We start from the raw sequence: 25,047 nt of genomic DNA, 5'->3' as shown, positions 1-25,047 counted from the left end.
TTACAGCGACAGATGCGCGTCGCGGATATCCGGACGCGCATCGAGTTCCGCCATGGTGCCGCCAAAACAGATCCGGCCGCGCTCGATGATGTAGGCGCGATCCGAGATCAGCCGCGCGAAATGCAGATTCTGCTCGGAGACGACGATGCTGACGCCCTCTTTCTTCATCGCCAGGATCGCATCCACCATCTGCTCGACGATTTTCGGCGACAGCCCCTCCGAGGGCTCATCGAGCAGCACCAGCGACGGATTGCCCATCAGCGTGCGCGCGATCGTCAGCATCTGCTGCTCGCCGCCGCTCATGCGCCCGCCGGGCCTGCCGCGCATCTCGCCGAGGTTCGGGAACAGCTTGAACAGCTTTTCGCGATCCCATTGCGGCGCGCCTGCGCGCTTCGGCTGGCGGCCGACCTCGAGATTCTCCTCGACCGTCAAATCCGTGAAGATGCGCCGCTCCTCCGGCACGTAGCCGAGCCCGCCGCGCACGATCGCATGCGTCGGCAGATCAGAGACGTCCCGGCCTTCGAACATGACGCGGCCGGAGCGGTTCTCGACCAGGCCGACGATGGAGCGGAACGTGGTCGATTTGCCGGCGCCGTTGCGCCCGAGCAAGGCGACCACTTCGCCCTCGCCGACCTCGAGCGCGATGTCGAACAGGATGTGCGCCGGGCCGTAGAAGCTGTTGAGATCCTTCACCGTCAGCTTCATGCCGATGCTCCCTCGCGGTGCCGCGCATCGTAGACGAGGCCTTCGCCGAGATAGATCGCGCGCACCTGGGCATTGCCGCGGACTTCCTCGGGCGAGCCTTCGGCGATCAGGCTGCCGCGGTTCAGCACCAGGATGCGGTCGGCATGCTCGAACACCACGTCCATGTCGTGCTCGGTGAACAGCACGCCGATCGACTGCTCGCGCGCGATCCGCGCCGTCAGCCGCATCAGCTCGACACGCTCGCGCGGCGCCATGCCGGCGGTCGGCTCGTCCATCAAGAGGAGCTTCGGCTGGTTGGCGAGCGCGATCGCAAGCTCGAGCCGCTTGACGTCGCCATAGGCGAGCTCGCCGCACGGTCGCTCCGCGTAGGCGCCCATGCCGACCAGGTCGAGCAGCCGTCCGGCCTCGTCGCGGGCGTGACGCGCGGTCGAGGTCCACAGGTTGAACAATTGCCCGCCATGCGACACCAGCGCGACCTGCACGTTCTCGCGCACCGTCATGGTGGGGAATGTCGCCGCGATCTGGAAGGTGCGGCCGACGCCCATGCGCCAGATCACGCGCGGCTTCTTGCCGGTGGTCTCCGCACCCAGCACGCGGATGCGGCCGCTGTCGGGAATGTTCTGGCCGTTGAGCATGTCGAAGCAGGTGCTCTTGCCCGCGCCGTTCGGCCCGATCAGCGCCAAAATCTCGCCGGCGCGCAGTTCGAAGGAGACGCCGCGCACGGCATGCACGCCGCCGTAGGATTTGGTCAGCCCCTCGACCGACAGCAATGTGGGAACCATGCTCATTCGGCGCTCTCGATGCGGGAGGTCAGCAAGGGCGATACCGACGACGAGGACTTGCGCCGGCGATGCATGAAGGCTTCGAGCGTGCCGACGATGCCCTTCGGGAACGCGACAACGATCAGCACGACGAAGCCGCCGAGCACGAGTTTTGACCAATCGGTCTGGCTGACCAGCCAGATGTTGAGCGCCTTGTAGACGATGGCGCCGACCACCGCGCCCGACACCGTCTCGACGCCGCCGAGCAGCACCATGACCAGCGCATCGACCGACAGCGAGATGCCCATATTGTCGGGGAACACGCTGCCCTTGAGGTAGGCGAACAGCGCGCCGGCAAGGCCGGCGACCGTGCCCGCGATCACGAAGGCGGTCCACTGGATGCGCTTGCCGTCGATGCCGATGGTTTCGCTGCGCAGCGGCGAATCGCGCGTCGCGCGCAGCGCAAAGCCGAACGGCGAGAACACGATGATGCGCAGGATCACGACCGCGAGCGCGGCGATGCCGAGCGACAGCCAGTAGAAATGCGACGGGCTCGCCGCCCATTTTTCCGGCCAGACGCCGAGGATGCCGTTGTCGCCGCCGGTGACCGACACCCACTGGAACGCGATCGACCAGACGATCTGGGCAAAGGCCAGGGTCAGCATCGCGAAATAGACCCCGGAGAGCTGCACCGCGAAGAAGCCGAATACGGCGGCGCCAAGTAGCCCGAGCAGCGGCCCGAGCAGCAGGCAGGCAATCATCGGCAAGCCCGCCATCTTGGCGAGCAGCGCCACGCCATAGGCGCCGAGGCCGAAATAGGCGGCGTGGCCGAACGAGGCGAGCCCGCCGACCGACATCAGGAAGTGCAGGCTGACCGCAAAGATCACGAAGATCGCGATCTCCGAGCCGACCGTGAGCACGTAGTTGCCGGCGACGAACGGCAGCGCGGCGGCGAGGACGAGCACGGCGATCGCGGCGAACCGCTCGTTCATCGTCAGCGGCCGCCACGGATTGACGGTGAGACCCGGCGTGCGCCGTGCCGGCGCCTCGGGCTTGCCGAACAGCCCCCACGGCCGGACGATCAGCACCACCGCCATCACCAGGAACACCAGGATGATGGAGATCTTCGGGAAGATCAGGATGCCGAAGGCGTTGAGCTCCGACACCAGCACCGCCGCGACGAAGGCGCCGATGATGCTGCCGAGGCCGCCGATCACGACCACGACGAAGACCTCGACAATGATGCGCAAGTCCATCGCGTGGTTGACCGCATCGCGCGGAATCTGCAGCGCCCCGCCGAGCGCGGCGAGGAAGACGCCGAGCGCGAACACGCTGGTGAACAGCCATTTCTGATTGACGCCGAGCGCCGCGACCATGTCGCGGTCCTGCGTCGCGGCGCGCACCAGCACGCCCCAACGGGTGCGCTGGAACAACAGCCAGAGCAGCACACCGAGCACGACCGGCCCGAGCACGATCAGGAACAGATCATAGCTCGGTATATTCTGGCCGAAGAAATCGATCGCGCCCTTGAAGCCGGGCGCGCGGCGGCCGACCAGATCGTCCGGGCCCCAGATCAGCACCACGAGGTCCTCGACCATCAGCGTCAGGCCGAAGGTCGCGAGCAACTGGAACAGCTCCGGCGAATGATAGATTCGGCGCAGCAGCACCATCTCGACCAGCACGCCGATCGCAGCAACCGCCAGCGCGGCGACGACGATGCTGCCCCAGAAGCCGAGCGCGCCCGAGAAGCGCTCGGTCAGCGTGAAGGCGACATAGGCGCCCAGCATGTAGAACGCGCCATGCGCGAAATTCACGATCCGCGTCACGCCGAAGATGATCGACAGACCCGAGGCGACCAGGAACAGCGACGCCGCGCTGGCAAGACCGGTCAGGAACTGGACGACATAGAAGGCCATGGGCGGTCCGCTTCAACGTGAACTTGCATCAGGGCCTCATCCTTCGAGACGGCGCTCCGCGCCTCCTCAGGATGAGGAACGAGACCCTCATGGTGAGGAGCGCGGCAACGCCGCGCGTCTCGAACCACGAGGCCCCGCTATATTCGCAACCTCAATCCTTCGGCCGCAGCTTCTCGATCTCGGCATCGCTGGGCAGATAGTCCGCCCCCTTGCGATAGGCGGTGTCGACCATGATGCCCTTGCCGTCCTTCAGCGCGGTCTTGCCGGTGAAGGCGCCGAGCGTCGACTGGTGATCGATCTTGCGGAAGGTGATCTCGCCGAACGGCGACGGCATCGAGATGCCCTCCGCCGCCGCGATCAGCTTCTCCGGATCGCTCGAGCCGGCCTTGGCAAGGATCGCCGCCGCCGCCTTGATGGTCTGGTAGCCGACGATCGAGCCGAGCCGCGGATAGTCGTTGTACTTGCCCTGGTAGGCCTTCAGGAATGCGTCATGCTCAGCCGTCTTGATCGCGTACCAGGGATAGCCTGTGACGATCCAGCCTTCCGGGGTCTCGTCCTTGAGCGGATCGAGATATTCCGGCTCGCCAGTCAGGAAGCTCACCACCGTGCGGCCCTTGAACAGGCCGCGGGTGTTGCCTTCGCGCACGAGCTTGACGAGGTCGGCGCCGAAAGTGACGTTGAGGATCGCTTCCGGGTTCGCCGCGGCAACCGCCTGCACCACCGGACCGGCGTCGATCTTGCCCTGCGGCGGCCACTGCTCGTCGACCCACTGGATGTCGGGCCGCTTCGCCGACATCAGCTTCTTGAACACCGCGACCGCCGACTGGCCGTATTCATAGTTCGGCGCGATCGTCGCCCAGCGTTTTGCGGGCAGCTTCGCCGCCTCCTCCACCAGCATCGCGGCCTGCATGTAGTTGGACGGACGCAGGCGGAACGTATAGCGGTTGCCCTTCGACCACGTGATCGCGTCGGTCAAAGGTTCGGCCGCAAGGAAGAACACCTTCTTCTGGTTGGCGAAGTCGGAGACGGCAAGGCCGATATTGGAGAGGAACGTGCCGGTGAGCATCGCGACGTTCTCGCTCGACACCAGTTCGTTCGCCGCGGTCTGCGCATCCGCCGGCTTGCCGCCGTCGTCCTTGGAAATGACCACGAGCTTCTTGCCGTTGATGCCGCCGGCCGCGTTGATCTCTTCCACCGCCAGCTGCCAGCCCTTGCGATAGGGCTCGGTGAACGCCGGCAGCAAGGAATAAGAGTTGATCTCGCCGATCTTGATTTCGCTCTGCGCCATGGCCTGCGTTGTCATGGCACTCGTTGCCATGGTCGCGACCGCGATCGCCAATCCTGCCCCTACGAAATAACCACGCATCCCGTCCTCCAGTTTTTCTTCAAAGAGATTATCGCAATCCGTCTTCGCCCTTGATCTCGCCGACCGTCAGCCCGCCGACGCGCGGCAGCGGCCGCCCGCTGTCGGTTACCGCGACCGCGACCATGATCTCGTTGGCCCGCGGCGCGTCGTTGATCTGCACCTCCATGCCGTCGAAATGGCTGCGTACGAAAGCAGCGTCCTTGTGCCCGAGCGGAATATCCAGCGTGGTGCCGGGGCCCGAGCGCTTCTTCGACGACGGGATCAACGCCGCGCCCTTCGACAGCACCTTGCGCACCGGCGCGCCCATCTTCGGATGCAGGATCGCCGCCGCATGCTCGAGCTCGCCATTTTCGCCGACCGCGGCGGCCTTGCCGTAGCTGTGCGCCTTGGCGCCGTCGATGCCGAGCGCGGCGACGGCCCGTTTCGAGAGCAATTCGCCGAGTTCCTCGCCGATCGCGATCAGCGGCGACAGATCCTCGACATAGCGGCCGGCAAAGGGGTTCTCGATCACGGCGATCGCAGCGGCCCGCCTTGTCGGCGGTGCGATGGTCTTGCCCATCTCCAGATGGGTCTCCTCGACCACGGTGACGATCTTGCGAATGACGGCGCTCATCTTGCCTCGCTCCCGGTCATGCCCGCAGCATGTGTTCTATCGTTTGTCCCTGAAACGCGTGCGACGCCGGCGCCCCAATCTCAGTTGCACCGACAATTCGCGTTTCGCCCAGTAGACGCAATGCCGCGCCCTCGATCAATCCCGACATCAGGAGGTCGCACGCCCGCGCCGCCCCCGCCTCGAGCGCCTGATCGATCTCGTGTTCCGAGAGCCGCCCGACATCGCGGGTCACCAGCCGCGCGCCGAGGTCGCTGTCGGGCTGCAATTCGCTCGCCGGACAGCGCAGGATCGCGGGATGATCCGGCAGATCGACCACATTGGCGATCACCGTCGCCGCGGCATCGGCCTGCGACGCCGTCCGCGCCAGCACGGTGACGGCATCGGCAATGCCGAGCGAGAAACTGCGGCCGTGGCGGCCGCTGGTCGCGATGCCGCGGACCGGCATGTCGGCATCGACCGTCATGGTGCGCATCACGCCGAGACGGTCCGGCCGGTCCATCAGGCCGACGGTGAATTGTTCGCCGTCGCCAAGATGCAGGGCGATGTCGCCGCCATTGTTGACATAGGCGCGGTCGAGCGGCCCGGCCTCAAGCATCGCGCCGAGGATTTCCTCGGCGACCGAGCCCGCGACCGCTGCCATCGGCGTGATGAAGCAATCGGCGGCAAACGGCGCGACCGCCGCATGCATACGCCGCGCGACCACACCTTTCAGCGTGCAACCGCCCGGAGCGGCGGCGCTGCGCAGTGCGGCCAGCTCCGCGCAGAGTTCGTCAAGCAACCCGGTGAAGCGCGTCGCCGCGGCCTGATAGGCGGCGTTGACATCGGCATCCCTGCCCTTGGCTTCAATGACCAGATCGATCGGGCCATCCTGCAAATGCAGCCGCTTGCCGTCAGGAAGAAGCGCGATTTGCGGCAGCCGGCTCATGCGCGCCGCCCTGGAAGATACGGCATTGACCGAACTTCGGCGCTGTCCCGCAGCGACGACAGCGGCCGGACGTAGTCCATATGGCCGCCGAGTGCCGCATAGTCCGACAGCTGCATCGTGAACTCGATCGGCGCCACCAGTGCAGGCGTCGGCACATAGCCAAACGCGCCGGCGGGCATCTGCGTGACATCGACCATGAAGGTGATGCCGCCGCCCGGCCAGACATAAACCGGCGCGCCGCCACTGGTGACCCTTGTGAGCGCGTCCTTCACCGAGCGGGTCAGCCGCACCGGATTGTCGGTGACGCCGGCGCGCAGCGATCCGCCGGCGCCACCCATGAACAGCACGGTGCACAGCGCCGGCTCGCAATTCTCCTGGATGCGCTCGACCGAAAACCGGAGATCAGCCGGCATCTCGGTCTCGACCGGCTTCAACGCCTCGTCGAGCACGTAATAGGACGCATGTTCGCCGGTGGTCGAGACCATCAGCATGGTGAGCCCGGGCCGCGCCTCCTTCGCATTGAAGGGACCGAGGATCGACAGCGGATCGGAGATGTTGGTGCCGCCCCATCCGGTGCCGGGATCGGCGACCTGGAAATAGCGGCCGGGCGTCGAGCGCCGCCCCTTCATCTTGATGCCGGTGTCGGCGATATCGAGCAGCTTGCCGGCCTGGTGCTCGCTGAGCACGCCGGTGATGTGGTCGTCGACCACCACGACCTCATCGACCTTGCCGTGCCATTGCTTGGCGAACATGCCGATGGTCGCCGAGCCGCATCCGACCCGCATGCGCTCTTCTGCCACACCGTTGACGATCGGCGGCCTGCCGGCCTGCACCACGACGGTGGCGCCGCCGTCGATCGTCAGCTCGACCGCCTTGCAGTTGGAGAGATCCATCAGCGTGTCGCAGGTGACGCGGCCCTCCTTCTTGGAGCCGCCGGTCAGATGATGCACCCCGCCGAGCGAGAGCATCTGCGAGCCATATTCGCTGGTCGTGACATGGCCGACCGCCTCGCCGTCCGCGCGCACGATCGCGGTCTCCGGCCCGAGATAGCGGTCGGTGTCGATCTTCACCTTGACGCCGCAATACGAGAAAATGCCTTCGGTCACCACGGTGACCATGTCGACGCCGTCGACCTCCGACGACACGATGAAGGGCGCCGGCTTGTAGTCCGGATAGGTGGTTCCGGCGCCGATCGCGGTGACGAACAGTTCGGGCTGGCGGACGATCTTGCCGTCCCAGTCGCCGCTCACCTGGAACGGAACCAGCTTGCCGCCATGCGACACGGTGCGCTCCAGCACGACATGCGGATCGACGCGCACCAGCGTGCCGTCATGATTGGCATAGCGGTCGCAGGCGCCGGCCGCGCCCGGCTTGATGTAACACATCACCGGACAGGCATCGCAGCGGATCTTGTCGCCGGCGGCGACGGTCATTGTGTCAGCCATCGTGACCAAGCCTGGACATGTGGCGGCGGTCGATCATACTGCGCTTCCGCCTCCCATGCATATCGTTCGTATACGAATGATCCTGCGCGCGAGCCCGTGACCTGTCAAGCGGCCTTTGCAATCAAACCCTGCCCTTCGCGTGCGCACCCTGTTCATAAAGCGGGCACGCGCTGCAGCGCGGCATGCCGCCGCTTGCACGTTTGTATACAAACGTTATCCTCGTCGGCGATCTGACGCTGACGTTGCAGCGCAAACATCAAGGGAGAACCGGGGCAATGCGCCTGACCGTGAACGGCAGGAATCACGATGTCGACGCCGCTCCCGACACCGCATTGCTTTACGTGCTGCGCAACGACCTCGAATTGAACGGACCGAAATATGGCTGCGGGCTCGGCGAGTGTGGCGCCTGCGCGGTGCTGATCGACGGCGTCGCCGCCCGCGCCTGCCTGATTCCGATCGAGGGCTGCGCCGGACGCAACATCGTCACGCTCGAAGGCCTCGGCAGCCGCGAGCACCCCGATCCGGTGCAGGATGCCTTCATTCACGAACAGGCCGCGCAGTGCGGCTATTGCCTCAACGGCATGATCATCACCACCAAGGCCTTGCTGACGCGCAATCCCAATCCGTCCGAGCATGAGGTGCTGGAGGCGCTGCGCTACAATCTCTGCCGTTGCGGCGCGCATATCGAGATTATCCGCGCGGCGATGCGCGCGGCCGGCCACGCGCTCGAGGCGCGCGATTGATGGTCGACGCACGGCCTCCCGAGCAACGCCAGCGCGGCTCGCTGTCGGTCGTCCGCCCTGCGGTGCTGGGCGCGGAAGGCGCGTTGGAGACCTTCATCACCATCACCGCCGACGGCTCGGTCAATGCCTATAACGGCCATGTCGATCTCGGCACCGGCATCCGCACCGCGCTCGGACAGATCGTTGCCGAAGAGCTCGACGTCTCCCTTGCCCGCGTCGTCGTGATCCTCGGCGATACTGCCGTGGTGCCGAACCAGGGCCCGACCATCGCGAGCGAGACCATCCAGATCACCGCCGTTCCCCTGCGCAAGGCCGCCGCGCAAGCGCGGCATTTTTTGCTCGCGCGGGCCTCCGAGCGATTGGAGCTAGCTGTCGACGAGCTCACGATCGAGGACGGCCTGATCCGCGGCCACGACAACCGCAGCATCACCTATGGTGAGCTGATCGCGGACGAGACCATCCGGCTCGATCTTGCCGATGAGGTTCCGGTCAAGGCCGTGAGCGCCTATTCGGTGGTCGGCAAGTCCGTGCCGCGCGTCGATCTGCCGGCGAAGGCCACCGGCGAGCTCGTCTATGTCCACGATGTGCGCGTGCCCGGCATGCTGCACGGCCGGGTGGTCCGCCCGCCTTACGCCGGCGTCGATGCCGGCCCGTTCGTCGGCACCAGCCTGATCGCAGTCGACGAAGCCTCGGTGCGCGATATTCCAGGCCTCGTCGCGGTGGTGCGGATCGGCGATTTCGTCGGCGTCGTCGCCGAGCGCGAGGAGAATGCGATCAAGGCTGCCGCGCAGCTCACGGTGAGCTGGAAGTCGGGGCCGGCACTGACCGATCTTGCCGACGTGGAGAAGGCGCTGCGCGCCAATCCCTCGACGCCGCGCCGGCTGATCGACAAGGGCGACGTCGACGCCGCGCTCAAGGCGGCCGCCAAGCCGATACAGCGGACCTATCTCTGGCCCTACCAGATGCACGGCTCGATCGGCCCGTCATGCGCGGTCGCCGATTACAGCGAGGGCGCGATCCGGGTCTGGTCCGGCACGCAGAACCCGCACATCCTGCGCGGCGACCTCGCGCTGCTGATCCAGCGGCCCGAGTCCGAGATCGACGTGATCCGGATGGAGGCGGCCGGCTGCTACGGCCGTAACTGCGCCGACGACGTCTCCGCCGACGCGCTGCTGCTGTCGCGCGCGGTCGGTCGCCCGGTGCGCGTGCAGCTGACCCGCGAGCAGGAACATGCCTGGGAGCCGAAGGGCACCGCGCAGCTGATGGACGTCAATGGCGGGCTCAACGCCGACGGCAGCGTCGCCGGTTACGATTTCGCGACACGCTATCCCTCGAACGGCGCGCCGACGTTGGCGCTGCTGCTCACCGGGCGGATCGCGCCTGAAGCCGCGGTGTTCGAGATGGGCGACCGTACCGCGATCCCGCCCTACGACTACGAGAACATGCGCGTGGTCGCCAACGACATGCCGCCGATCGTGCGCGCGTCCTGGTTTCGCGGCGTGTCGGCACTGCCGAACGCCTTTGCGCATGAATCCTACATCGACGAGCTTGCGGCGGAGGCCGGGGTTGACCCGATCGAATACCGGCTGCGCTATCTGAAGGACCAGCGCGCGATCGATCTCGTCAATGCCGTTGCCGAGCGCGCCGGCTGGACGCCGCGCCCGGTGTGGAAAGAGCCCGAGGCGGACGGCGACATCGTGCGCGGCCGCGGCTTTGCCTATGCGCTCTACGTGCACAGCAAGTTTCCCGGTTACGGCGCAGCATGGTCGGCGTGGATCGCCGATGTCGCCGTCAACAAGGCGACCGGCGATGTCAGCGTGACGCGTGTCGTCGCCGGCCAGGATTCCGGATTGATGATCAATCCGGAAGGCGTGCGGCACCAGATCGAAGGCAATGTGATCCAGTCGACCAGCCGCGCGCTGATGGAGGAGGTCTCCTTCGAGCGCGGCGCGGTGACGGCGCGGGAATGGGGTGCCTACCCCATCATCAAGTTTCCTGAGCTGCCGAAGATCGATGTGCTGATGCTGCCGCGGCAGGACCAGCCGCCGCTCGGGGTCGGCGAGTCCGCTTCGGTGCCGAGCGCCGCTGCGATCGCCAACGCGATCTATGACGCGACCGGCGTCCGCTTCCGCGAATTGCCGTTCACGCCGGAGCGCATTTTGAAGGGACTGCGCGGCGAGCAACCCACAGCGCCCGCCCCGATCCCGCCGCCCGCGCAGACCGCTGACCGCGGCCGATGGCAGAATCCCTTTGCAAAGCGCGGCGGGATCCTTGCCGGCATTGCAGCGATGTGTGCAGCCGCGATCGGCATCGGCGCGGCCGTGCTGCCGTGGCGCGCGATCGCGCCGATCGCCCGGCCCGATGCCTCGGTCTATTCCACTGTGACGATCGCCCGCGGCAAGGAGCTCGCGGCGCTCGGCGCCTGCGCCGTCTGCCACACCTCGGAGCATGGCGTCCTGAACGCCGGCGGCCGGCCGCTCGAAACGCCGTTCGGCACGATCCATACGACCAACATCACGCCCGATGTCGACACCGGCATCGGCGCCTGGTCCTATCCGACGTTCGAACGTGCGATGCGCGAGGGCATCCATCGCGACGGACGCCATCTCTATCCGGCGTTCCCGTACACGCACTTCGCCAGGACCAGTGATGCCGACCTGCAGGCGCTCTATGCCTATCTGATGGCGCAGGCGGCGGTGCGCGCCGAAACGCCGGCCAACGCGCTCGCCTTTCCGTTCAACCTGCGGCCGCTGCTCGCCGGATGGAATGCGCTGTTCCATCAGGCGCAGGCATTCCAGCCCGATCCATCGAAGTCAGCGATATGGAATCGCGGCGCCTATCTGATCGAAGGGCTCGGCCATTGCAGCGCCTGTCACTCGCCGCGCAATGCGCTCGGCGCCGAGCGGCAAGCGGCCTATCTCGCCGGCGGCTTCGCCGAAGGCTGGGAGGCGCCGGCGCTGACGTCGCTGTCGAAGGCGCCGATCCCCTGGAGCGAGGACGAGCTCTACGCCTATTTGCGCACCGGCAAGTCCCGCCTGCACGGAGTCGCCGCAGGGCCGATGGCGCCGGTCGTGCAGGAGCTCGCCGCGCTGCCCGACCAGGACATCCGCGCGATGGCCATCTACCTCGCCTCATTCAACGTGACCGCTGATCGGCCGGCCCACGACGCCATGGCAGCGAAGCTCGAAGCCGGCACCGTTGTGACCACGGCAGCCTCGACCGGCGCGCGGATCTATCAAGGCGCCTGCGCGGTCTGCCATGAGGTCGGCGGCCCGCCGCTGTTCGGCAGCCGGCCGTCGCTGGCGCTCAACAGCAATTTGCACAGCGACGCGCCCGACAATCTGATCCAGGTGATCCTGCACGGCATCGCCAAGCCGGCCGTGACCGATCTGGGCTACATGCCGGCCTTCAAGGACAGCATGAGCGACGGCCAGGTCGCCGAGCTCGTCACCTTCCTCCGGCGGCAATTTGCCCCTGACAAGCCGGCATGGACCGATGTCACCGCCACCGTCGGCCGTATACGGCAGACCATAGCGCGCTGACCTGCCATGTTCCGCCCGATACCCACTGGGCGGGCGGCGCCCGGCAGGCTAAGGTTCCCGCATGACCGTGACAGACATCGCGACCCGGACCTACAACCACGGCTGGCGGCTCGACCCGATCGTGCGCAGCCTGCTGGACACCGATTTCTACAAGCTGTTGATGCAGCAGATGATCCGGGAATGCTATCCGGACACCCGCACGACCTTTTCGGTCATCAACCGCTCGACCCATATCCGGCTCGCCGAGGTCATCGACGAGGCCGAGCTGCGCGCCCAGCTCGACCACGCCCGCACCATCCGCTTCACCAAGAAGGAGCTGATCTGGCTCGCCGGCAACACGTTCTACGGCAAGACCCAGATGTTCTCGCCCGACTTCATCAACTGGCTCGCGAACTTCCGGCTGCCCGAATACGAGCTGCACAAGGTCGACGGCCAGTACGAGCTGCATTTCCACGGACCGTGGACCCACACCACGATGTGGGAGATCCCGGCGCTCGCGATCCTCAACGAGCTGCGCTCGCGCGCGGCGACCAAGACCTACGGCCGCTTCGCGCTCGACGTGCTCTACGCCCGCGCCAAGGCCAAGCTGTGGGCCAAGGTCGAGCGGCTGCGCAAGCTGGACGGCTTGCGGCTGTCCGATTTCGGCACACGCCGCCGCCACGGCTTCCTCTGGCAGCGCTGGTGCGTCGAGGCGGTGAAGGAAGGCCTCGGCCCCTCCTTCACCGGCACGTCGAACGTGCTGCTCGCGATGGACAACGACCTTGAGGCGATCGGCACCAACGCGCATGAGCTGCCGATGGTCGCCGCCGCGCTCGCCAATGACGACGAGGCGCTGCGCTGGGCCCCCTATCGCATCCTCGACCAGTGGCGCCACACCTATGGCGGCAACCTGCTGATCGCGCTGCCCGACGCCTTCGGCACCAAACCGTTCCTGCGCGACGCGCCGGATTGGGTCGCCGACTGGACCGGCTTTCGGCCCGACAGCGCGCCGCCGATCACAGCCGGCGAAGAGATCATCAAGTGGTGGAAGCAGAAGGGCCGCGATCCCAAGGAGAAGCTGCTGGTGTTCTCCGACGCGATGGATGTCGGCTCGATCGAGGAGACGTTTCACCATTTCAAGGGACGCGTGCGCGTCAGCTTCGGCTGGGGCACCAACCTCACCAACGATTTCGTCGGCTGCGCGCCCGACGGCACCGCCGAGCTCGACCCGATCTCGATCGTCTGCAAGGTGACGTCGGTCGACGGACGGCCGGCCGTCAAACTCTCCGATAATCCGGAGAAGGCGACCGGCATCCCGTCCGAGGTCGAGCGCTATTTGCGTGTGTTCGGCAATGTCGGCCGTGTTCGCACCGCAGTTCACGTGTAACAAAGCGTTTTCAAGCGAAGTGGACACCGGTTCGCGTGAAGAAAACGCGTCAAATAAATGACCTCTCGCCAACCCACCATTCCCATCGACTGACCTGACGAGTTTCGCATGCCCGCACCCAAACCGCCTGCCTTCGAAACCCTGAGCCTGCACGCCGGCCAGCGCCCCGATCCCGCAACCGGCGCGCGCGCGGTTCCGATCTATCAGACCACGTCCTATGTGTTCCAGGATGCCGATCATGCCGCGGCGCTGTTCAACCTCGAGCGCGCCGGCCACATCTACACCCGCATCTCGAACCCGACGACATCAGTGCTGGAAGAACGCATCGCCGCGCTTGAATGCGGCGTCGGCGCGATCTGCACCGCCAGCGGCATGGCCGCGATGCATCTGGCGATCGCAACCCTGCTCAATGCCGGCGACCACATCGTCGCCTCCGCCTCGCTCTATGGCGGCACCATCAATTTGCTGGCGCATACGTTGCCGCGGTTCGGCATCACCACGACCTTCGTGAAGCCGCGTGCGCTCGACGAATTCCGTGCCGCGATCAAGCCGAACACCCGCCTCGTGATCGGCGAGACCATCGGCAATCCCGGCCTCGAAGTACTCGATATCCCCGCGGTCGCGCAGATCGCCCATGATGCAAAGATTCCGCTGCTGATCGACAACACCTTTGCGACGCCCTATCTCAGCCAGCCGATCGAGCTCGGCGCCGACATCACGATGAACTCGGCGACCAAGTGGATGGGCGGCCACGGCATCGCGATCGGCGGCGTCATCGTCGACGGCGGGCGGTTCGACTGGCGCGCCTCCGGCAAATTCCCGCAGCTCACCGAGCCGTATGCCGGCTATCACGGCATCGTCTTCGACGAGCAGTTCGGCAAGGCCGCCTTCATCATGCGCGCCCGCACCGAGGGGCTGCGCGATTTCGGCGCCTGCCTGTCGCCGACCAATGCCTTCCAGCTGCTGCAGGGCATCGAGACGCTCGGCGTCCGCATGGACCGCCACGTCAGCAACACCCACGCGGTGCTGGACGCCCTCGCCGCAAACAAGGCGGTCGACTGGGTGCTGCATCCCTCGCTGGAGACGCATCCGGATTACGCGCTGGCCAAGAAGCTGCTGCCGCGCGGCGCCGGCTCGATCGTCAGCTTCGGCATCAAGGGCGGCCGCGCCGCCGGCAAGAAGTTCATCGAGTCGTTGAAGCTGATCAGCCATCTCGCCAATGTCGGCGATGCCAAGACGCTGGTGATCCATCCCGCCAGCACCACGCATCAGCAGATGGATGCCGAGCAGCTCAAGGCCGCCGGCATCGGCGAGGAACTGGTGCGGCTCTCGGTCGGCATCGAAACCGCGCAGGATATCATCGACGATCTCGGCCAGGCGCTGCGCGCCTCGCAAAGGACCTGACCATGCAGCTTTCCGTGAACGGATCAGACACCTTCATCGCGACCGGCGGCAGGCCGTTCGACCCGTCGCTGCCGGCGGTGGTGATGATCCACGGCGCCGGCTTCGACTCTTCGACCTGGTCGCTGCACAGCCGCTGGTTCGCCCATCACGGATTCTCCGTGCTGGCGCCGGACCTGCCGGGCCATGGCCGCTCCGCCGGCAAGCCGCTCCCGACCATCTCCGAGATGGCCGACTGGGCCGCGGCGCTGATCACGGCGGCCGGCGCATCAAAGGCCCGATTGATCGGCCATTCGATGGGCTCGCTGATCGCGATCGAGACCTCGGCGCGGCATCCCGACAAGGTCTCCGGCCTCGCGCTGATCGGCACCGCGGCGACCATGACGGTCGGCCCCGATCTCTTGAAGGCCGCCGAAGCCAATGATGTCGCGGCGATCGACATGGTCTCGATCTGGGGCCTCGGCTTCAAGGCCGAACTCGGCGGCAGCCTCGCGCCCGGCCTGTGGATGCACCAGGGCGCGCAACGGGTGCTGCAGGAGGCGAAGCCCGGCGTGCTGTACAACGACCTCAACGCCTGCAACGCCTATCAGAACGCCCTGACCGCAGCCGCCGCGGTCAAGGTGCCCGCGACCTTCATCCTCGGCGAGCGCGACATGATGACCCCCGCCAAGGCCGGCAAGGCGCTCGCCGCCGCGACACCGAATGCCCGCACCGTGGTGCTGCCCGGCGCCGGCCACATGATGATGGTCGAGCAGCCCGACGAGCTGCTCGCAGCGCTGCGGTAGCGGAGCCGCGGGCTCCTCTCCCTTTCCTCGTCGGAGAAGGTCGCGCGGACACAAGTCCGCGCCGGATGACCGCCGCCAAAATATCGAAAACAACCCCATGCAAAGTAGCAGGGCAGCCGCTGGCCCTCGGACAAGCGACTTGACACGTCGGGCAACTCAGCGATATCTTCTATTATTCCGAAACTGCGCAACGCTCCCAGTGCCCCTTGGGCATTTCAAGCCGATCGGCAGCCTCCTCAAGTGCCCAGAGCCACCGATCTTTCAGGAAATCCGACTCGCCGTCAGGAGCAAGGCAGCGAAGCAACCGATCGGTACGAGATGGGAAAACTCCCGATGTCGCAGGACGGTCAAAGCTGCCGCGGCGAGAATGACGGCGCAGAGGATCAAGCCTGCTGCACGGGTTGCCGGTAGTGTGACCAGGATTGCGGCCGATATCTCCAATCCGCCGGTGACCCGGCACCACCACGCGGGATACCCCCATCGAACAAAGTTGCTCCGCGTCGTCGACGTCGCGATCGCATTGAACAGACCTGCACTGGCGAAAGCAGCGGCAAGCAGCCTGATGAATATCGTGTGCATGACCTAAGCGACCGCCAACGCATAAGCGCGCAACTCGTCGATGATCGATCGCCGCGAAGGATTCCAGCCGAGTTCGCGCTTGGCCTTCTCGCCCGAGATGATCTGATCGGAGGCGATCGCATCGGCGAAACCCGAGAGGACCTTGCGCGCCTCTTCGAGCGGCCATGCCGCTACTCGGCCCCCGGCACCGCCCAACTCGCTCGCTGCGCGTGCGATCTCGATGAGCCGCGGCGCCGAACCGTGCGCGCCATTGAAAACGGATCCCGCCGGTGCCCGCTCGAGCGCGAGCGCATAGAGATCGGCCAGATCGTCGGCATGCACGGTCGACCAGCGATTTTGACCGTCACCGACATGAAGCGCCGCACCATGTTCCTTGGCTGCTGCGACCATCATCATCGCGGCGCCACCCCAGTTGCCATATACCCAGGCAGGCCGGATAACGACCGGATGGACGCCCCCGGCTTCGGCCGCGAGGATCTCGCGTTCCAGGGCCTGGCGCCAGCGGACCATCTCGACCGGGTTCAGTGGAGTGCGCTCGGTGACTGACGTGTCACCCGTGGAGCCGTAGACCAAGCTGCCACTGGTATAGATGAAGCGCTTACCCGTTCCGCGCTGGGCTTCGAGGATCGCGCGCGTCGCAATCTCATCGAGCGACGCAGCGTTCTGATCGTTGGGCGAAGCGGCATGGACGACGGCGTCCACGCCCCGCACCGCCGAGGCCAAGCTCACCGGGTCGGCAAGCTCACCTATCTTCGCCACGAAACCTCGGTCGAGCAGCTTGGTCGCGCTCGCTTCCGACCGGGCGAGTCCCACGACTTCATGGCCTCCCTCTTTCAATCGGTGCGCTACCGCACCGCCGATCAAGCCAGTCGCGCCTGTTACCAAAACTCGCATGTCGATCACCCTTCAATTTCGGTGAATCCAACAAAGCGGAACGGCGATGCGGATGGAAATCGCGAGTTCTGATGTGGCGCTATCGATGGCGCCGATGGCGTCAAGCCGAGGCGGCGATTTTGGTGATAATGCCGCGCAGCCAGGCAATAGCCCCATGCGTATCCGCCCGCCGGTGCCACATCAGGTGGAGTGGCCAGGTGGGCAGTTCGAGCGGCGGATCATAAATCGCTATGCCTGCTCCGGTACCAGCGAACCTTCGTGCGACCCGGGAGGCCAGCGTCGCGACGAGGTCGGTCCCGGCGATCACGAAAGGGGCGGCCAGGAATTGTGGCAGGCTCAGCACGACGCGCCGTTCGAGGCCGAGATCGGCAAGCCTCAGATCGACGATCCCGGAGCGGTCGCCTTCCGGAGAGACCAGAAGATGCGGCGCCGCTGCGAAAGCCTTGAGGCTTGGACCATCCGCGAACGCCGGGTGTCCCTCCCGCACGACGCAGGCGAAACTCTCAAAAAAGAGCGGGCTGCTGATGATGCGCGCCGACGTCTCGACGGGGAAACCGATCGCGAGATTCGCCTCGCCGCTGTCGAGCAGCGTGATAGCTTCTTCTCGTCCGAACATCCCGCAGACCCGCACGTTGATGTGCGGGGCGTCGATGCTGAGGCGGGCCATGAGCGGCGGCAACAAGACGAACGCCGCATAGTCGCTCATCGCGAGCGTGACGGTATTGTCGGCCGTCGCGGGGTCGAAGCTATCGGCCTGTAGCGCGCTCCGGAGAAGCCGGAGCGCATCCGAGACGGGACCAGCAAGGTCATGGGCGCGGGGCGTTGGCTGCATGCCTGAAGGCGTTCGCACGAAGAGCTCGTCCCCAAGAAGCTCTCGCAAGCGCGTGAGCGCTCCGCTCATCGCCGACTGGCTGAGGCCGATCCGCGATCCGGCGCGCGTCACGTGGCGCTCCGCGTACAGCGCATCAAAGGCCTTCATCAAGTTGAGGTCGAAGCCGGCTATATCCATGTGGCCGACCATAAGGGAATGCGCCGAACGGGGATAGCGGCCGTACGTCAAGCGCACGCCGCTCGAGGGCCCCCCGGTTGGGCTGGACCCGATCCGTCGAGGATGGCGTTACGGCAAGTCATCCACCGCTTGGCAATCCGCGCTCACCCACAAGCGGACGCCGCTTAGGAGGCGGGTCTTTTCAAAAGGCATTCCACTCAGATTAGAGACGACACGGCTACCCTTCTCCCCTTGTGGGAGAAGGTGGCGCGAAGCGCCGGATGAGGGGTTCTGTCGACATATGAGATCGTGGAGAGAAACCCCTCACCCCGCTTCGCTGCGCGAAGCGACCCTCTCCCACAAGGGGAGAGGGTGCAGCTCGCACGCGGAAAGGATAATCCTCACTGCTTCGCGGGCTTCCGCCCGATCGGATGAATGTCGATCGCGCGCAGGCGGCCGAGGCGCAGCACGTCCATCGACAGCGTTCGATCGATCCGGCTGTGATCGAGCGCGCGGATCAGGTCGTCGACACCGTTGATCTCGATGCCGTCGAGCCGGATCACGACGTCGCCCGGCAACAGGCTGGCGCGGGCGGCCGGGCTGTCCGGTTCGATCTGCATCAGGAGCGCGCCCATCTTGTTCTCGACCCCGGCCAGCACCGCGTGCCGCCGCGGCACCGGCGCGGTCTGCCCGGCGACGCCGATATAGGCGCGGCGGACATAGCCGTGGCGGATGATCTCCGACAGCACGAACTGCGCGGTGTTGCTGGCGACCGCAAAGCAGATGCCCTGCGCGCCGTTGATGATCGCGGTGTTGATGCCGATCACCTCGCCCTTCGACGACACCAACGGCCCGCCGGAATTGCCGGGATTGAGCGCGGCGTCGGTCTGGATCACGTCCTCGATGGTCCGCCCGCTCACCGAGCGGATCGAGCGGCCGAGCGCGGAGACCACGCCGGCGGTGACCGTCGATTCGAAGCCGAGCGGATTGCCGATCGCGACCACGAGTTGGCCGCGCCGCAGCGTCTTGGAGTTGCCGAGCGACGCGTAAGGCAGATCGCGCGCGCCATCGGCCCGCAGCAGCGCGAGATCGGTGTCGGGATCGACGCCGAGCACATGCGCATCGGTGACGAAGCCCTCGGTGTCGCGCAGGCGGATCTCCTTCGACGATCCGACCACATGGCTGTTGGTCAGCACGAAGCCGTCGGGCGAGATCACGATGCCCGAGCCGAGCCCGCCGCGCTCGCGCGCATTGCGCACTCTCGGCCCGGTTTCGACCCTGACCACGGCGGGGCCGACGCGGTCGGTGACGTCGATCACGGCATTGGAATAGGCATCCAGCAGAGCCCGGTCGTTATCCCGGGCAGCATCGGCCGTTCGCGGTGACGGCGTGTCACCGGCGGTATCTGAGGTAATATCCAGCATGGCGAGAGTCCTTTGGTCTCTTCAAATGGTGACCGGCTCCCCGCGCCGCAAGTGGTTACGCCAGCGGCCTGCCCGATCGGCTAGTGCTGTGCCTGACAGTCCATTCCGTCATTCCGGGGCGCGACGAAGTCGCAAACCTCAGATGCGCAATCGCGCATCGGGGAATCCAGAGGTCGTGATCGAGATTCCGGGTTCTCGCTTCGCGAGCCCCGGAATGACATTGAGCGAATCACGCGTCAGAGACACAACACTTACGGCGCCCGCCGCAGCGTACCGCCCCGCGCCCTGACCGGATCGAGCAGCGACCAGTCGCCCTCCGGCAGCACATGGCCTTTCGGGAACGGCGCGCGCAGCTCGAGGCCGAGCGAGCGCAGCACGCGGTCGTCGCGGTAGTAGCATTGCAGCACCCCGCGGACGAGCGTTGCCGCGGCCGCGCCGCCGCCGGCGCGAAACTCCTTCGCCACCGCATCGCGCCTGGCGTCGTCGAGCTCGGCGAGCGGCTTGCCGGCAAGATCAGCCAGATGATCCAGCGCTTGCGCGACCAGCGCGGTGTCGCGGCCAAGCGTCGCCAGCATGTCGGCCTGGATCGCGGCATCGTCCGCCCCCGGCACCTTGTACTCGTCACTGGCGGGAACGATCATCGCGGCGACGGTGCGCAGATCGGCGCGCTGGGCTGCAGTCAGTTCTTTTGCATCGGACATGTCGGTCTCTGGCGGTCTCAGTCGAACAGATTGGCGAGGCGCTGCTTCATCTGGTCGGCGATGTAGAGCGCAAGAGCCTGGATGGTGGAGGTCGGGTTCACCCCGCCCGAGGTGACGAAGATGCTGCCGTCGACGATGAAGAGGTTCTTCACGTCGTGCGAGCGGCCCCATTCGTTGACCACGGAGCGCGCCGGATCGGTGCCCATCCGCGCGGTGCCGAACAGATGCCAGCCGCCCCACGGGATCGGATCGTTGATGCAGATGTCGCTGGCGCCGGCGGCCTCGAGGATCTCCCGGCCGCGCGCCAGCCCGTGATCCATCATCTTCCGGCTGTTCGCGCTGATCGTGTAGTCGATCTTCGGCGCGGGAATGCCGTGGCTGTCCTTCAGCACGGGATCGAGCGTGACGCGGTTGTGCTCCTCCGGCAAATCCTCGCAGATCGCCGATACCGCGAGACGATGGCCGTTGAGCTTGCGGAACACGCGGTGATGATCCTTGCCCCAGGGCAGGATGCCCTTCTGCTCGCTCGCGACCGCCTCGAACACCGGCCCGGCGCCGCGGCCGAACTGGATGCCGTAGCCGCGGACGAAACCGCGCGACAGATCGGTGTCGTAGAACTCCTTGCTCCACAGGCAGGTCGGCGGTGCGCGGTTGCTGTCGGTCGGCTCCTTCACGAAGCCGTAGATCTGCGCGTAGGGGTGGAACATCAGGTTCTTGCCGACCAGGCCCGACGAATTGGCGAGGCCATTCGGGAATTTGCCCGACACCGAATTGAGCAGCAGCCGCGGCGTGCCGACACCGTTGCAGGCGATGATGACGACTTCGGCCGGCTGAAACTGCTCGACGCCGTCCTTGTCGTAATAGACGACGCCGGAGGCCATGCCGTGTTCGTTGGTCAGGATCTCGCGCACCCGGCAATGGGTCTTGAGCTCGACCCCGGCGCGGACCGCGTGCGGCCAGTAGGTGATGTCGGTCGAGGCCTTGGCACCCTGCGCGCAGGCCGGCGTGCAGTGGCCGAGATTGATGCAGCGCGCCCTGCCCTCGTAATCCATCGTCGCCACCGTCGTGTCCGACGGCCACCAGTGCCAGCCAAGCTTGTTCATGGCTTTGCCGATCAGCGGGCCCGATAGTCCGAGCGGCTGCTGCGGCATCGGCGGGTGGCTCAGCGGCGACAGCGGATCGCCCGACAGGCCTGAGACGCCCATCATCCGATCGTTCTCCTCGAAGAACGGGGTGAGCGCGTCGTAATCGATCGGCCAGTCGTCGGCGACGCCGTCGAGCGTCTTCACCTTGAAGTCGGACGGATGCAGCCGCGGCCAGTGCGCGGTGTACATCACCGTCGAACCGCCGACGGCGTTGAAGTTGACGACCTTGATCGGCGAATTGTCGTCGTTGATCGGGTAGTCCTCGGGCCGGCGGCGGACGTTCGGGCTGGACGACCACTCGCCGTAGAACTTCGCCTCCCAGTCGCGCCCGGTGCTCGGATATTCGGCCGGATTCATCCAGCCGCCCTGATCGAGGCAGAGGATATGCATCTTGGTATCGGCAAGGCTCCAGGCCACCGCGGCACCGGACGCGCCGGCGCCGATGATCAGGACGTCAACGGGATCGTTCATTCCGATTCCTTGTTCTTGATGATCCCGTCATTCCGGGATGGTCCGAAGGACCAGACCCGGAATCTCGAGATTCCGGGTTCGATGCTTCGCATCGCCCCGGAATGACAAATCACACCTTCAATTCACGATTCTCACCGGCAAGCTTCGTATACCGCGGATGAAATTGGAATAGAGCCTTTGCGGCGGGCCCATCATCTCAAAACGCAGATCGCGCGCCAGGGCCTCCTCCCAGAGGATGCGCAGCTGCTGCTCGGCGAGGCGGTCGCCGACGCAGCGGTGGACGCCGGCGCCGAAGGCGAGATGCTGACGCGGCTTGGCGCGGTCGATGATGAATTCGTCGGCACGCTCGATCTTGTCCTCGTCGCGGTTGCCGGAGATGTACCACATCACGACCTTGTCGCCCTTGCTGATCCGGCGGCCGGCAAGCTCGACATCGTTGCGTGCGGTGCGACGCATGTGCAGCACCGGCGTGTGGTAGCGGATGGTCTCGGAGACCAGGTTCGGGATCAGCTCCGGCCTCGCGCGGACCAGCTCGAACTGCTCCGGGTTCTCGCACAGCGCCATCAGGCCGGCCGACATCGAATTGCGCGTGGTGTCGTTGCCGCCGACGATCAACAGCCCGATCGTGCCGATGAACTCGCGCGGCTCCAGATTCCGCGTCGCCGGCGAATGCGCCAGCATCGAGATGAGGTCGAAAGTTGGCGGCGCATCGATCCGCGCGTCCCATAGCTTGCGGAAATATTCTCCCATCTTGACCAGTTCGGCGGTGCGTTCAGCCTCCGAATGCACCACCGCGTCGGGGGATTCGACGTTGGCGATCGCGACATCCGACCACCAGGTCAGCTTGGCGCGGTCTTCGGATGGGAAATCGAACAGCGTCGCCAGCATCATGTTGGTGAGGTCGACCGAGACCCGCTCGGCCCAGTCGAAGGTCTCGTTGCGCGGCAACGCGTCGAGCACGGCTGAGGTGCGCTTGCGGATCAGGGTATCGAAATTGGCAAGGTTCGACGGCGCCACAATCGGCGCCACGGTGCGACGCTGCGCGGTGTGACCGGGCGGGTCCATGCGGATGAAGCTCGGCCGCTCCTGCCCCTTCGGCTGGTCCGCGACCTGGATACCGCCGAGCTCGGAGGCCGACGAATAGTTCTGGTGATCCAGCTCAACCGCGAAGATGTCGTCGTAGCGCGTCACCGACCAGTACGGGCCGTAGGCCGACGTCTCGCAATAATGCACGGGATCGTCGCGGCGGAGCTGCGCGAACAGCGGCCGCCAGGTGTCGTCCTGATAAAGCCGGGGATTGCTGACGTCTGTCGACATCGGCCTGCGCAGCGCCTCTCCCATCGCTTCACTCCCGCTGGTTCCGTCGCCGCTTGGCGGGCGATCGTCGTGTCGTGCCGACGATAGAGGGAATCCCGCAGCCGAGTAAAGCCGCCGGGCGGACAGTCCGCCGCACGGAATGCGCGCAACCCGACGCACCCGGCAAATCCCGATAGCTGCCCCGCTGTTCGATGTTTGTCGGCAGCAGGAAGACCGGTTAGCCTTGCCGGTAATCAATCCATCAGGGAGCAACGACAGGTGGCCGAATTGCGCCAGGACAACACCGCCCAGACGGCTGCGCTGGACTACGACGTCATCATCATCGGCGCCGGCCTGTCCGGCATGTACCAGCTCTACCGGCTGCGCGAGCTTGGCCTTAACGCGCGCGTGTTCGAGGCCGGCACCGGCGTCGGCGGTACCTGGTACTGGAACCGCTATCCCGGCGCACGTTTCGATTCCGAGAGCTATTCCTACGGCTATTCGTTCTCGAAGGAGCTGCTCGAGGAATGGGAATGGTCGGAGCATTTCGCCGGCCAGCCCGAGACCTTGCGCTACTGCAACTATGTCGCCGACAAGTTCGACCTGCGCCGCGACATCCAGTTCGAGAGTCGCGTCACCTCAGCGACCTACCAGGACGACACGCGAAGCTGGCGGATCACGCTGGAGAGCGGCGCGCAGCACGCCTGCCGCTTCCTGATCACCGCGATCGGTCCGTTGTCGACGCCGACCCTGCCGCGCATCGAGGGCCGCGACGATTTCAGGGGCCAATCGTTTCACACCGCGCGCTGGCCGAAGCAGAAGGTGGATTTCACCGGCAAGCGCGTCGCCGTGATCGGCACCGGCGCGACCGGCATCCAGACCATCCAGACCATCGCCGGCGAGGTCGGGCATCTCACCGTGTTCCAGCGGACTGCCAACTGGGCGGCGCCGCTGCACAACGGCAAGATCGACGCCGGGACGCAAGCCGGGATCAAGGCCGGCTATCCCGAGATCTTCGCGCGCTGCAAGGAGACCTTCGCCTGCTTCGTGCATACGCCCGATCCGCGCGGCGCGTTCGAGGTGAGCGAGGAGGAGCGCGAGGCGTTCTACGAGAAGCTCTATGGCGAACGCGGGTTCGGCATCTGGCAGGGCAACTTCAAGGACATCCTGATCGACCGCGCGGCGAATGCGACGATCAGCGATTTCGTCGCGCGCAAGATCCGCGAGCGCGTGAAGAACCAGGCGGTCGCCGAGATGCTGATCCCGAAGAACCACGGCTTCGGCACGCGGCGGTTGCCGCTCGAGACCTTCTACTACGAGGTCTACAATCGCGACAATGTCGAGCTCGTCGATATCAAGGAGACGCCGATCGAGCGGATCACGCCCGAGGGCATCCGGACGACCGACAAGGATTACGCCTTCGACATCATCATCTACGCCACCGGCTTCGATGCCATCACCGGCAGCTTCGACAAGATCGATTTCCGCGGCACGCACGGTGCGCGGCTGAAGGAGAAGTGGACGCACGGCCCGGAGACCTATCTCGGGCTGATGGTCGACGGCTTCCCCAACATGATGATGCTGATGGGCCCGCACACCGCGCTCGGCAACATCCCGCGCAGCATCGAATACAGCGTCGACTGGGTCACCGGGCTGATCCGCTTCGCTCAGGAGAGAGGCCTGACCTTCCTCGACGCCACGCCTGAAGGCACCGCCGACTGGACCGAGCATGTCAAAGCGCTCGGCACAGGCCTGCTCTCCAACGAGGTCGATTCCTGGATGACCGGCATCAACCGCAACGTCGAGGGCAAGCAGACCCGCATCGTCGCCCGCTACAGCGGCAGCGCGCCGGCGTACCGCGCGCGATGCGACGAGGTGGCGGCGGGGGGATATACGGAGTTGAGGTTGGGGTAACTCTCTCAATGACGCGAGACGCCCGCCCACCCGCCGCCGTCGTCCCGGCGAAAGCCGGGACCCATAA

General features: G+C 65.9%; 20 protein-coding genes. 6 read left to right on the top strand and 14 right to left on the bottom strand.

Features of this window, described 5'->3' with window-relative positions; translation table 11 throughout:
• The 7 genes from ACVWYP_RS17485 to ACVWYP_RS17455 all read right to left on the bottom strand — a co-directional run bounded on the left by ACVWYP_RS17485 (position 1) and on the right by ACVWYP_RS17455 (position 7,731).
• On the bottom strand, positions 1-705 hold the full coding sequence (locus tag ACVWYP_RS17485; protein ID WP_038383941.1) for an ABC transporter ATP-binding protein: 705 nt from the start codon (positions 703-705) through the stop codon (positions 1-3).
• Entirely contained in the window at positions 702-1,493 is a 792-nt protein-coding gene (locus tag ACVWYP_RS17480; RefSeq protein ID WP_304499185.1) for an ABC transporter ATP-binding protein, read from the bottom strand. Before ACVWYP_RS17480 ends, ACVWYP_RS17485 begins: the two co-directional genes overlap by 4 nt.
• On the bottom strand, positions 1,490-3,382 hold the full coding sequence (locus tag ACVWYP_RS17475; RefSeq protein ID WP_456684122.1) for an ABC transporter permease: 1,893 nt from the start codon (positions 3,380-3,382) through the stop codon (positions 1,490-1,492). The genes ACVWYP_RS17480 and ACVWYP_RS17475 overlap by 4 nt, the downstream gene beginning before the upstream one ends.
• A 151-nt stretch (positions 3,383-3,533) precedes the next feature.
• Entirely contained in the window at positions 3,534-4,748 is a 1,215-nt protein-coding gene (locus ACVWYP_RS17470) for an ABC transporter substrate-binding protein (protein ID WP_304499183.1), read from the bottom strand.
• 28 nt (positions 4,749-4,776) lie between these two features.
• Positions 4,777-5,361, bottom strand: coding sequence for an amino acid synthesis family protein (locus ACVWYP_RS17465; protein WP_016842455.1), 585 nt, complete (start codon positions 5,359-5,361; stop codon positions 4,777-4,779).
• A gap of 16 nt (positions 5,362-5,377) precedes the next feature.
• The gene (locus ACVWYP_RS17460) at positions 5,378-6,286 is read right to left on the bottom strand and encodes a UPF0280 family protein (RefSeq protein ID WP_304499182.1); all 909 of its coding nucleotides are present in this window, start codon (positions 6,284-6,286) and stop codon (positions 5,378-5,380) included.
• Entirely contained in the window at positions 6,283-7,731 is a 1,449-nt protein-coding gene (locus ACVWYP_RS17455) for a 6-hydroxynicotinate reductase (RefSeq protein ID WP_304499181.1), read from the bottom strand. Before ACVWYP_RS17455 ends, ACVWYP_RS17460 begins: the two co-directional genes overlap by 4 nt.
• A 275-nt stretch (positions 7,732-8,006) precedes the next feature.
• On the opposite strand from ACVWYP_RS17455, the gene ACVWYP_RS17450 reads away from it, so the two are divergent.
• The 5 genes from ACVWYP_RS17450 (at position 8,007) to ACVWYP_RS17430 (ending at position 15,568) form a co-directional block, all read left to right on the top strand.
• Complete coding sequence (locus ACVWYP_RS17450) at positions 8,007-8,474, top strand: (2Fe-2S)-binding protein (RefSeq protein WP_212059428.1); 468 nt, start codon at positions 8,007-8,009, stop codon at positions 8,472-8,474.
• Entirely contained in the window at positions 8,474-12,016 is a 3,543-nt protein-coding gene (locus ACVWYP_RS17445; protein WP_304499180.1) for a molybdopterin cofactor-binding domain-containing protein, read from the top strand. The genes ACVWYP_RS17450 and ACVWYP_RS17445 overlap by 1 nt, the downstream gene beginning before the upstream one ends.
• A 61-nt stretch (positions 12,017-12,077) precedes the next feature.
• On the top strand, positions 12,078-13,382 hold the full coding sequence (gene pncB / locus ACVWYP_RS17440; RefSeq protein ID WP_304499179.1) for a nicotinate phosphoribosyltransferase: 1,305 nt from the start codon (positions 12,078-12,080) through the stop codon (positions 13,380-13,382).
• 108 nt (positions 13,383-13,490) lie between these two features.
• Positions 13,491-14,786: an O-acetylhomoserine aminocarboxypropyltransferase gene (locus ACVWYP_RS17435; RefSeq protein ID WP_304499178.1), complete on the top strand. Its 1,296-nt coding sequence runs from the start codon at positions 13,491-13,493 to the stop codon at positions 14,784-14,786.
• Positions 14,787-14,788: 2 nt separating this feature from the next.
• Entirely contained in the window at positions 14,789-15,568 is a 780-nt protein-coding gene (locus tag ACVWYP_RS17430; protein WP_028343680.1) for an alpha/beta fold hydrolase, read from the top strand.
• 261 nt (positions 15,569-15,829) lie between these two features.
• Here ACVWYP_RS17430 and ACVWYP_RS17425 read toward each other — a convergent pair whose 3' ends face one another.
• The 7 genes from ACVWYP_RS17425 to ACVWYP_RS17395 form a co-directional block, all read right to left on the bottom strand.
• Positions 15,830-16,147, bottom strand: coding sequence for a DoxX family protein (locus ACVWYP_RS17425; RefSeq protein ID WP_304499177.1), 318 nt, complete (start codon positions 16,145-16,147; stop codon positions 15,830-15,832).
• A gap of 3 nt (positions 16,148-16,150) precedes the next feature.
• Positions 16,151-17,041 (bottom strand): NAD-dependent epimerase/dehydratase family protein, encoded by an 891-nt coding sequence (locus tag ACVWYP_RS17420; protein ID WP_453946223.1) that lies wholly within the window; start codon positions 17,039-17,041, stop codon positions 16,151-16,153.
• 100 nt (positions 17,042-17,141) lie between these two features.
• Positions 17,142-18,050, bottom strand: a complete 909-nt coding sequence (locus tag ACVWYP_RS17415; RefSeq protein ID WP_028343677.1) for a LysR family transcriptional regulator — start codon at positions 18,048-18,050, stop codon at positions 17,142-17,144.
• Between the two features lie 380 nt (positions 18,051-18,430).
• Complete coding sequence (locus tag ACVWYP_RS17410; protein WP_304499175.1) at positions 18,431-19,453, bottom strand: S1C family serine protease; 1,023 nt, start codon at positions 19,451-19,453, stop codon at positions 18,431-18,433.
• Positions 19,454-19,704: 251 nt separating this feature from the next.
• Positions 19,705-20,154 carry a gluconate 2-dehydrogenase subunit 3 family protein gene (locus tag ACVWYP_RS17405; protein ID WP_304499174.1) on the bottom strand — a complete coding sequence of 150 codons (450 nt, stop codon included), beginning with the start codon at positions 20,152-20,154 and terminating at the stop codon, positions 19,705-19,707.
• Positions 20,155-20,171: 17 nt separating this feature from the next.
• Positions 20,172-21,770 (bottom strand): GMC family oxidoreductase, encoded by a 1,599-nt coding sequence (locus ACVWYP_RS17400; RefSeq protein WP_456684121.1) that lies wholly within the window; start codon positions 21,768-21,770, stop codon positions 20,172-20,174.
• A gap of 117 nt (positions 21,771-21,887) precedes the next feature.
• On the bottom strand, positions 21,888-23,111 hold the full coding sequence (locus ACVWYP_RS17395; RefSeq protein WP_304499172.1) for a cytochrome P450: 1,224 nt from the start codon (positions 23,109-23,111) through the stop codon (positions 21,888-21,890).
• Positions 23,112-23,345: 234 nt separating this feature from the next.
• Between ACVWYP_RS17395 and ACVWYP_RS17390 the strand changes: the two genes are divergently transcribed.
• The gene (locus ACVWYP_RS17390; protein ID WP_456684120.1) at positions 23,346-24,980 is read left to right on the top strand and encodes a flavin-containing monooxygenase; all 1,635 of its coding nucleotides are present in this window, start codon (positions 23,346-23,348) and stop codon (positions 24,978-24,980) included.
• Positions 24,981-25,047 lie beyond the last annotated feature (67 nt).

This window comes from Bradyrhizobium sp. USDA 3262 (assembly GCF_054060035.1).
Note: the sequence above shows the minus strand (reverse complement) of the source record. Positions and strands in the feature narration are given on the sequence as shown.